This is a genomic window from Flavobacterium inviolabile, assembly GCF_013389455.1.
GTDB lineage: Bacteria > Bacteroidota > Bacteroidia > Flavobacteriales > Flavobacteriaceae > Flavobacterium > Flavobacterium inviolabile.
On record NZ_CP058278.1, the window covers coordinates 2,937,814 to 2,947,735 of the forward strand.

A 9,922-nucleotide genomic window follows, 5' to 3' on the forward strand; every position below is an offset into this window, starting at 1 on the left:
TATTTGTTTATTATATTTAAATCTGTTTGCTTCCTAGTAAATACCGGTATACCCTTTCATTACTCCTCTGGATGAGTTTCTGATGAAAAGAATGATCTCATCACGTTCCGGAGTCGCTTCCATTTCTGCCTCAATGATGCTCAATGCCTGCGTGGTATTGTAATTCTTTTGGTATAAAATTCGGTAAATATCCTGTATTTCTCTTATTTTTTCTGTAGAAAATCCTCTTCTTCTCAATCCTACGGAGTTGATCCCTACATAAGACAGCGGTTCTTTTGCTGCTTTTGTAAACGGAGGAACGTCTTTACGCAATAATGATCCACCGGATATCATGGCATGTTCACCAATATTGATGAACTGGTGTACTGCAGAAAGTCCGCCAATGATGGCAAAATCACCAACCGTTACGTGACCTCCTAATAAAACACCGTTTACGATGATAACGTTATCACCTATATGACAATCGTGAGCAATGTGGGCAGCGGCCATTACCAGGCAGTTTTTACCAATTTTGGTTACTCCTGAAGCAACGGTACCTCTGTTTATCGTTACACATTCCCGCACTGTTGTATTATCGCCTATTATGGCAAGAGAGTCTTCTCCGCCAAATTTTAAATCCTGAGGAACCGCAGAAATAACCGCTCCGGGAAAAATGTTACAATTTTTACCGATTCGGGCACCTTCCATGATGGTTACATTGGAACCAATCCAGGTTCCTTCCCCAATTTCAACATTGTTATGAATTGTTGTAAAAGGTTCGATAACCACATTCTTGGCAATTTTTGCTCCGGGATGAACGTATGCTAAAGGTTGATTCATACTTTTTTTGTTTAATTCTTTCTCACGATTTGCGCCATCAATTCGGCTTCTGTGACTAATTTACCATTAGCATATGCGCTTGCCTGCATATGGCATATTCCTCTGCGGATTGGTGATAATAAATCCAGTTTGAACACCAAGGTATCACCCGGCAGTACTTTATTTTTGAATTTCACATTATCAATTTTCATAAAGTAAGTCAGGTAATTTTCCGGATCCGGAACAGAACTCAAAATCAGGATTCCTCCGGTTTGCGCCATCGCTTCCACGATTAACACCCCCGGCATTACCGGTGCTCCCGGGAAATGCCCGATAAAGAAATCTTCATTCATCGTTACATTTTTCAAACCGACCACATGGGAATCAGACATTTCTAAAATTCTGTCAACCAATAGGAATGGCGGACGATGCGGCAACATCGACATGATTTTAGTAACATCCATCAACGGTTCTTTATGTAAATCATAAACAGGAACCTGATTGCGTTGCTCGTTTTTTATCACTTTAGACATTTTTTTGGCAAATTGCGTATTGACAAAATGTCCGGGTTTATTTGCGATTACTTTTCCTTTAATTCTCGTTCCGATCAAAGCCAGATCTCCAACAACGTCCAGCAATTTGTGACGCGCCGCTTCATTAGGATAATGCAAGGTAAGATTATCCAGAATACCGTTTGGTTTTACTGAGATCTTTTCTTTATCAAAAGCAACTTTTAAACGCTCCATTGTTTCCTGTGAAATTTCCTTATCCACATATACAATAGCATTATTCAGGTCACCACCTTTAATCAAACCGTGCTCCAGTAAGCTTTCCAGTTCATGCAGGAAGCTGAAAGTTCTGCAATCGGCAATTTCTGCTTTAAACTCGCTTATGGATTTCATCGTAGCGTTCTGGGTTCCTAAAACCTTAGTTCCAAAATCAACCATAGCCGTTACCTGATAATCATCAGCCGGCATTACGATGATCTCACTTCCGGTAGCTTCATCGGTATATGAAATAACTTCTTTTACCACATATACATTTCGCTCCGCTTCCTGTTCCTGTACACCTGCTTCTTCAATTGCCTCTACAAAGTACTTGGAAGAACCATCCATGATGGGCGGTTCGGAAGCATTCAGCTCAATAATAACATTGTCGATATCACATCCCACCAATGCCGCCAAAACGTGCTCTGATGTTTGAATCTTAACGCCTTTTTTCTCCAGATTTGTTCCGCGTTGTGTATTCACTACATAATTGGCATCGGCCTCAATGATGGGCTGACCTTCCAAATCCACACGTACAAATGTGTAACCATTATTAACAGGCGCAGGTTTAAAGGTCATGGTAACTTCCTGACCGGTATGTAATCCTACTCCTTTTAATGAAATCTCTTTTTTAATGGTTGTTTGCTTAACCATAATATTTAGTTTTGAATATTTGTTTGCTGTTATTTTCTTTTTTTCAAGTCGTCAATATCTCTGGCCATCTTCGGTAAATTTTTAAAATTCACATACGATTTGCTAAAGTCACCATAACTAAATGCCGGACTGCCCTGAATTGTTTCATTATCTTTTACACTTCTGGAAACACCGGACTGTGCCTGGATTTTAACGCCATTACCGATAACGATATGCCCTACAATACCAACCTGTCCGCCAATCATACAGTTTTTACCGATTTTGGTTGACCCGGCTACTCCGGTTTGTGAAGCAATAACGGTATTCTCCCCGATTTCCACATTGTGAGCAATCTGAATCTGGTTGTCCAGTTTCACACCTTTTTTAATAACGGTCGATCCTAATGTTGCCCGGTCAATAGTAGTGCACGAACCGATATCGACATTGTCTTCAATCACGACATTGCCAATTTGCGGTACCTTATTATAGATCCCTTCTTCATTCGGAACAAAACCAAATCCGTCCGAACCGATAATGGTTCCGGAATGGATTACACATTTTTTTCCGATTTCCGTTTCAGAATAAATACGTACACCGGCAAACAATATGGTATCGTCGCCAATAGTAACATTATCACCTACAAAACTGTTGGGATAAATCTTTACATTGTTTCCGATTTTTACATTGTTCCCAATATAGCAAAAACTTCCCAAATACAGGTTTTCCCCGTATTCAACGTTTTCCGATATTACCGAAGGCTGCTCAATTCCGGATTTCATCAACTTTACCTGGTTGTAATATTCCAGTAGTTTTGAAAAGGATTTGTAGGCATCTTCTACTTTAATAAGTGTAGTTCTTAATTCCTGTTCAGGCTCAAAAGTATTATTTACGATTGTTATCGTAGCCTGTGTTGTATATATATGATTCAGGTATTTCGGATTGGCCAGAAAAGTTAAAGAACCTTCCGAACCTTCTTCGATTTTAGCCAATTTATGGACTTCCGCTGCAGGATTACCAACAACTTCTCCTTCTAAAATACCTGCTATTTGTTCAGCTGTAAATTTCATCCCGACAAAAATATAAAATTTAATTTAATCTTAACTTTCTAAAAGCACTTTTGGAAAACAGATATAATATTTCGTCACTGGTTTGGACAGGGCTTTCAGATTCATCTGATCGGAAGCTTCCACTACATCTTCAACCGTTTTGTCTTTCTTTAAAATACGGATAGGCTCTCCTGCTTTATTGTAAGCCTGGTTCTTGATTTTTCCTTTAAACACAAAATAATCCGCTTCTTTTTCCGACATGGGCTGTAGTTCAATCAGCTTCTTTCTAAGCGCTTCCACGTCACCCTGCTCTACTTTTTCAGACACCATTCTTATTTTCAGCAAATCGCGGTTGATCAGCATTTTACTCAAAGAAGACAGTACAAAATCGTCATGGAACTGCCATGCTTTTATCGCACTCATGATGTCAAAGTCGTCTAACTGAGCGAATTTATCAAGTATTTTTTCATCAAAATCATCATGGGTAATTTTGTGTAGCATAAAAAACTGTAACGGCTCACTGCAATTCGGCAAATCGCCTTTGTGCGTAAGCTCTTTCGCTCTCTTTAATATTTTTGTCAATATTAATTCGGCAACCACACTGGTTTTATGCAAATAAGCCTGCCAGTACATCAACCGGCGCGCTCCTAAAAATTTCTCTACCGAATAAATCCCTTTTTCCTCGATGACCAACAGGTCGTTTTGCACATTCATCATTTGGATCAAACGCTCCGAATTGATATTTCCTTCGGCAACACCGCTGTAAAAACTATCTCTTTTCAGGTAATCCAGACGGTCCATATCCAGCTGGCTTGAAATTAGCTGCAGCATGAATTTCCGGTGGTATTCGCCTTTAAAAACCTGAATGGCAAGATCGAGCTTCCCTTCAAATTCCGCATTGAGCCTGTTCATAAACAACATCGAAATTTCTTCATGATGCACTCCTTCCACGATACTGTGTTCCATGGCATGCGAAAAAGGACCATGCCCGATATCGTGCAATAAAATCGCAATATATAAAGCATTTTCTTCCTGCTCTGAAATTTTCACGTCTTTAAAACGCAATACCTGAACCGCTTTTTGCATAATGTGCATGCAGCCCAGCGCATGATGAAAACGGGTATGATGTGCACCGGGATAAACCAGGTAAGACATTCCCATTTGCGAAATGCGGCGCAAACGCTGGAAATAAGGATGCTGAATTAAATCGTAAATAAGAGTATTAGGGATGGTTATAAAACCATAAATAGGGTCATTTAGAATTTTAAGCTTATTGATTTGGCTCACAGATATTTTTTTAGTGAAACAAATATAAAATAAAAAATATGAAACTATTTTCAATTTAAATCATATTTAGCATTTCCGCTTCCGCCCCGAATTATCAACTTCCCAAAGAAACAATTAAAAAAATCAAATAATGCGATTATTTTAATATAAAAACACACTTTTTGTATTGTTTTTTTCTTTAAATTAGTAGCAATTATCCATAAAAATAGTTCAAAATGCGCATAAATTTAATAGAAATGACCAATTCCCCCTTATTGTCCAAATCTAACCAATACGATTATGAAACAAAACTTCCCTTTCGCCCTCCTATTAATGGCTGCTACAAGCGCCTACTCACAGATTGGTATTGGTACCACGAATCCAAAATCAACACTTGACATTGCCCTTTCCAATAGTCTTACCCCAAAAAACACAGACGGAATACTGATTCCCAGAATAAACAATTTTCCTTTAACGCCACCTACCGTTGCCGGATTACTGGTTTATCTGGATGATACCGATAATAACGACGCACAACCGGACGGATTCTATTTCTGGAATCAGACACAAACAAAATGGAATTATGTAACCGGCTGGAATTATTCCGGTAACGAAGCCACCTCTCCCTCTACCGCTGCCATCGGGGCAGCACTAAACGGTGACTTTTTAGGCACCAAGGACAATGCCGATTTTGTACTGGGCACCCAAAACCTGGAACGATTGCGAATAACAGCAAGCGGCAACATCGGTATCGGAAAAATCAACCCCACCAAACGACTGGAAGTAAACGCCAACAGCGACTACCTCAAATTTGAGAATTTAGCCACCAAGACCGTCAGTGCCAAAACCTACTATATGGTACGCGACAATTCAAACAGCGAAGTAGGCCTTTCTGAAGTTGAAAACGTGGCCGGACAAATTCTGAGAATAGGCCTTAATACCGCCGCTTACGACAATACCGAAAGAGCCATTCGCTTTAAAGACAACAACGATGCAACCGAAATGGGCGCTTCCAATTTTATCAACACCATTACCGGCTCTTCTTTTACAGAAGGCGGCAACCTTGCCACCGATAAAGACCTGATCAATCTGCCGGCCGGAACCTACAAGATAACGATGAAAGTTTCTTATGCTAACGGCAGCAGCGGATTATTGAGCCTTACCACTACAAATAACCTGATGTTTCGTCTTTATGTGAACGGAGTCGAATATTCCCGGCAATATTCCACCTTTAATGCCAGCGGCTTGCTCGGATTAGGAATTGCAGGCGATGCCGTTAAAAACGATTGCGTCTTTAGCGACTTTGTCACCTTAACCGGAACAACCCCGCTTTATTTTTCTACCATTACCGAAGGCAATATTCCTTATAATATTAACGGTAAAGTTTCTTCAAGTTATCGCTCTATCATCCTGGTAGAAAGACTCCGATAAATCATTCAACCCCTTTTTTGACATTCCTTTAGGTTCAAAAAACTTAAAGGAATGCTTATATATACATATTTTTCTTATAAAAAAAGACTAAAAATACCTTTTAGCATTAATTTGTGAAAATTATATCCGTAAAAACCAAAAAAGTAATTATTTTTGTTCTGTTATTAAAAAATGTGGAAAAACCGTAATTGTAATTCGTTTTTTATTATATAAGTAAACTAAATCTACTTATTAACAGAATAAAAAAAATGCACCCAAATTACTTAAAGAATAATTTTTCCTGTAATTATGGCATATTTTTTGACAAAATAGTTTAGGAACAGTTAATGAATTGATAATTATATAGAACCTGAAAAATGCAAGAGGGAAATATCCAAACCGCGAAAAGTATCTTAACGCGTGTTAAAAAGGTCTTTAAAATAAAAACAGACGCCCAGCTGGCTGAATTACTTAGTATTAAACCCAATACTATTTCAAGCTGGAAAAAAAGAAACACTCTTGATTATGAATCCATAATTGAACAGTGTAACAAAGCAAACATTGATTTGAATGAAATTTTTCTTGGAAACGAAAGTTTTAGCTTTAAGAAAAAAATCACGCCAATCATTACCAAGGAAATGTTATTTCAGTATACCACAGGCGAATTGAACCTGGAAAGAAGTGACATCCCTACCATCAACATCCCTTTTCTGCAGCAAAAAAACTCTATGGTTTTCCAGGTGAACACCTCAGAATTAGAGCCTTCTATCAAAGAGAACACGTTTGTTATCTGTGAAGAAGCAACTGCAAATGATATTACGAACGATTCTTTCGCCGTAATTATCAGCAAGGAAAAAGGATTATACATGTCCAAAGTGGCTCAAAACGAAAATGACGAATCCATCTTAAATCTTATTTCCCGAAAAGAATCTGTTTTTTCCGGTAAAAATGAGATCAAAAAGAATAAAATAGATGAGATCTGGAAAATAAAAGGTGTTTTAGATATCTTTAGTTAATATATAAAAAGGAGTTCCGTTTGGAACTCCTTTTTTAATTTGGATACGATCCGTATTTTATTTTTCTACGATAATAAAATCAGAACGCCGGTTTATGGCATGTTCTGCATCGGTACATTTTACACCGTTGCGGCATTTGTTTTTCAACCGGGTTTCGCCATAACCGATAGCGCTTAGAATACGATCCGGAGCAATTCCGTTTTCCAGTATGTATTTTTCAGTCGCTTTCGCTCTGTTGTCTGACAATTTCAGGTTGTACGAATCACTTCCTCTCGAATCAGTATGCGATTCTATTCTGATCTTTACTTTAGGGAAGGTCTTCATAACATACACTACCCTGTCCAGTTCCACAACTGCCTGCGGGGTAATATTCCATTTGTTGTATTCAAAATAAATCGGATTAATGTCAATTTTTTCATTGGCACCATCTTTAACCGTAAAGTCTTCCAGTTTTGCCAATTCAAAATCAACCACCTGTTTTTCTTCGTTTTTAGCCGTAGCCACCACCGGTTTTTCCTGGCTGGCAAAGTTTTCTTTTGCCGCTTCAAATTTATAGGTCGCTCCGCAGGGAACCGTAAGCTGATACCTGCCATCTTCGCCCGTTGTGGTTTCCGTTTTTAAATCGCCAAACGAATCATATACTTTTACAGTGGCACCGGCAATCGGTATTTTTGATTTGGAATTGGTTACCCTACCGGATACAAACTGGTTGCATTCTGCTTTTGCTTTGGTAAAATAGTAAATATCATCATCTCCTTTACCTGCATCCCTGTTTGAAGACACATAACCGTATTTCGATTCCAGATCAATAATATAGGAGAAATCATCTTTATTACTATTTACCGGCTGCCCGACGTTTTTAGGTTCCGAAAAGTTCAGCTTACCGGAATGCTTGCTTTCATAAACATCCAGTCCACCATATCCGTAATGCCCGTCAGAAGAAAAATACAACACACCGTCATTGTAATACGGAAACATTTCCCTGCCAACGGTATTGATTACCGGTCCTAAATTTTGGGGCGAATTGATACTACCATCTGCAAAAACCTCAGCCACATAAATATCCGTTTCGCCATAACCTCCCGGCATGTCGGAAACAAAAAACAACCATTTTCCATCCGGACTTAATGACGGATGACCAACGCTGTATTCCAGGCTGTTAAAGAATAATTTTTCGATATTGATCACTTTGCCGTTCTCGATCGTTCCTTTAAGAATCTGAAAGTTGTTTACTCCTTCTTTATCGTTCTTTAATCTATTCTTATTTTTCCGGGTTGCATTGGTGGTAAAATAAATTGTTTTCAGATCCGGTGAAAAGGTTAAGGTTGCATCGTGATAATTTGAATTCACTTCGCTAAAAAACGGCTGTTCGTTAAACAAAGCTCCGGTTGCCACATTCCTGTCAGCCACATAGAACGATAAAAACGGCTGTTCATTCCAGGAATAAAGCCTTTTTATCAGCTTTCCTCCTTTTTTACTGGACGAATAAACCAGCTGGTTCCCGTAGAATGTCGATCCGAAATCGGAATACGAAGTATTGATCTCAAGCGGTACCACCTTATATAAAGACGGTTTTCCGGCCAGACTGTCCATATACTTTTGCTGCCGTGCAAAGCCTGCTATCTTATCCTGATCGCCTTTTCCTTTCAGGTATTCCTTGGTTATTTTATTCGCGTCATCATAATCCCTGACCCCTCTCAAAGCCTGGGTATACCGCAACAGGTATACATCATTCAGGTTCTGTCCCTGCACGCTGTATAATTTCTTATACCAGGTTACGGCTTTTCTCATATCGTTAAGATAATAGTAGGTATCCCCTACATTCATCAAAGTTTGTATCGAAGGATTTTGTTCTTTTTCCAGATATTCCTCATAGGCTTTTGCAGCATCCACATACGACATATCTTTAAAGAGCTTGTCTGCGTCTTTTAACTTCTGCTGGGCATAAGTAAAATTGATACAAATTAAAAAACTGAAAAATAGTAATTTCTTCATATGCTTTCGGTATTAGAAAAATCTAGGTGATTTAATGGCTGATGACTTGTGTGGCATTTGAAAACGCAGTATAATTTCGTGCGTTCCGTCATTATATTTATTCAGTTTTGTTGTTGAATAATCAAATGCATACCCAATAAAGAAATTATCTAAGAACTGTAATCCCACAAGAGCACTTACGGAATCGTCCCAGCGATAGGACGCTCCCAGCGTTAGTTTCTCCTGCAAAAGAAAGTTGGCCGAAACATCCGCTGCCAGCGGTGATCCGCTTACCGCTTTTAACATTGCCGATGGTTTGAATTTCAAGCCTTCAGAAATATCAAAAACATAACCTCCGATAAGGTAATAGTGCAGTTTATCGGCAACCACCGATTCCTGGATATCATCATAATAATCCTGCTTGATAAAATTGGGAACGGAAGCGCCAACATACCATTTTTCGCCGTATAAATACGCTCCGGCTCCAATTAGCGGCATGATCCTGTTCGAAATATTGTTATTCAGCAAGACATCATTATTATCCAGATAGCGTCCTTTGGACCAGTCGACATTTAACATTCTTGCCCCGGCTTTTACTCCGAAGGCAAGTTTTGTTTTATATCCGAAATTCAGCGTATAGGAGAAATTTCCTGACGCCGAGGTTTCCGTTGACGGTCCGATCTTATCGGCTATAACATTAAGTCCCAAACCAATTTTATCGGATACCGGGGAATGAATCCCGAATGTTCCGGTTCTCGGAGCCCCGTCAATTCCCACCCATTGCGAGCGCAAAAGCAAGTTGGCTTCCAATACTCCCGGAGATCCCGTATATCCGGGATTCACAGTGATTGTATTGTACATGTACTGCGTATATTCCGGATTTTGCTGTGCCTTTACAGTAAGTGGAAATAGAATGGTTCCTCCTAAAAAGCACGTTACTAGTATATCTTTTATATTTATTCTCATGTTGTGTATTATTAAATTGATAAAAAACTTATGGAAGGGTATATCA

8 protein-coding genes are annotated in these 9,922 nt (G+C 39.0%); 2 read left to right on the forward strand and 6 right to left on the reverse strand.

What is annotated here, in order from left to right; translation table 11 throughout:
• Nucleotides 1-33: 33 nt before the first annotated feature.
• Genes lpxA through HW120_RS13200 form a run of 4 tightly spaced genes read right to left on the reverse strand, consistent with a single transcriptional unit; the run spans nt 34 to nt 4,531 of the window.
• Nucleotides 34-819, reverse strand: coding sequence for an acyl-ACP--UDP-N-acetylglucosamine O-acyltransferase (lpxA, locus tag HW120_RS13185; RefSeq protein WP_177734552.1), 786 nt, complete (start codon nt 817-819; stop codon nt 34-36).
• An 11-nt stretch (nt 820-830) separates the two neighbouring features.
• Nucleotides 831-2,219: a bifunctional UDP-3-O-[3-hydroxymyristoyl] N-acetylglucosamine deacetylase/3-hydroxyacyl-ACP dehydratase gene (locus HW120_RS13190; RefSeq protein WP_177734553.1), complete on the reverse strand. Its 1,389-nt coding sequence runs from the start codon at nt 2,217-2,219 to the stop codon at nt 831-833.
• 29 nt (nt 2,220-2,248) lie between these two features.
• Nucleotides 2,249-3,265, reverse strand: a complete 1,017-nt coding sequence (gene lpxD / locus HW120_RS13195; RefSeq protein ID WP_177734554.1) for a UDP-3-O-(3-hydroxymyristoyl)glucosamine N-acyltransferase — start codon at nt 3,263-3,265, stop codon at nt 2,249-2,251.
• Nucleotides 3,266-3,295: 30 nt separating this feature from the next.
• Nucleotides 3,296-4,531 (reverse strand): HD domain-containing protein, encoded by a 1,236-nt coding sequence (locus HW120_RS13200; RefSeq protein WP_177734555.1) that lies wholly within the window; start codon nt 4,529-4,531, stop codon nt 3,296-3,298.
• Between the two features lie 279 nt (nt 4,532-4,810).
• On the opposite strand from HW120_RS13200, the gene HW120_RS13205 reads away from it, so the two are divergent.
• Nucleotides 4,811-5,941, forward strand: coding sequence for a hypothetical protein (locus HW120_RS13205; RefSeq protein WP_177734556.1), 1,131 nt, complete (start codon nt 4,811-4,813; stop codon nt 5,939-5,941).
• 356 nt (nt 5,942-6,297) lie between these two features.
• Nucleotides 6,298-6,936 (forward strand): helix-turn-helix domain-containing protein, encoded by a 639-nt coding sequence (locus HW120_RS13210; RefSeq protein WP_177734557.1) that lies wholly within the window; start codon nt 6,298-6,300, stop codon nt 6,934-6,936.
• Between the two features lie 57 nt (nt 6,937-6,993).
• Here HW120_RS13210 and HW120_RS13215 read toward each other — a convergent pair whose 3' ends face one another.
• Together HW120_RS13215 and HW120_RS13220 are read right to left on the reverse strand one after the other, a co-directional pair.
• Complete coding sequence (locus HW120_RS13215) at nt 6,994-8,931, reverse strand: OmpA family protein (RefSeq protein ID WP_177734558.1); 1,938 nt, start codon at nt 8,929-8,931, stop codon at nt 6,994-6,996.
• Between the two features lie 12 nt (nt 8,932-8,943).
• Entirely contained in the window at nt 8,944-9,876 is a 933-nt protein-coding gene (locus tag HW120_RS13220) for a PorP/SprF family type IX secretion system membrane protein (RefSeq protein WP_177734559.1), read from the reverse strand.
• Nucleotides 9,877-9,922 lie beyond the last annotated feature (46 nt).

What these genes read in the sequence shown, in the direction of transcription:
- lpxA (WP_177734552.1), bottom strand. Translation starts at nt 819, where the DNA reads ATGAATCAACCTTTAGCATACGTTCATCCCGGAGCAAAAATTGCCAAG.
- HW120_RS13190 (WP_177734553.1), bottom strand. Translation starts at nt 2,219, where the DNA reads ATGGTTAAGCAAACAACCATTAAAAAAGAGATTTCATTAAAAGGAGTA.
- lpxD (WP_177734554.1), bottom strand. Translation starts at nt 3,265, where the DNA reads ATGAAATTTACAGCTGAACAAATAGCAGGTATTTTAGAAGGAGAAGTT.
- HW120_RS13205 (WP_177734556.1), top strand. Translation starts at nt 4,811, where the DNA reads ATGAAACAAAACTTCCCTTTCGCCCTCCTATTAATGGCTGCTACAAGC.
- HW120_RS13210 (WP_177734557.1), top strand. Translation starts at nt 6,298, where the DNA reads ATGCAAGAGGGAAATATCCAAACCGCGAAAAGTATCTTAACGCGTGTT.
- HW120_RS13215 (WP_177734558.1), bottom strand. Translation starts at nt 8,931, where the DNA reads ATGAAGAAATTACTATTTTTCAGTTTTTTAATTTGTATCAATTTTACT.
- HW120_RS13220 (WP_177734559.1), bottom strand. Translation starts at nt 9,876, where the DNA reads ATGAGAATAAATATAAAAGATATACTAGTAACGTGCTTTTTAGGAGGA.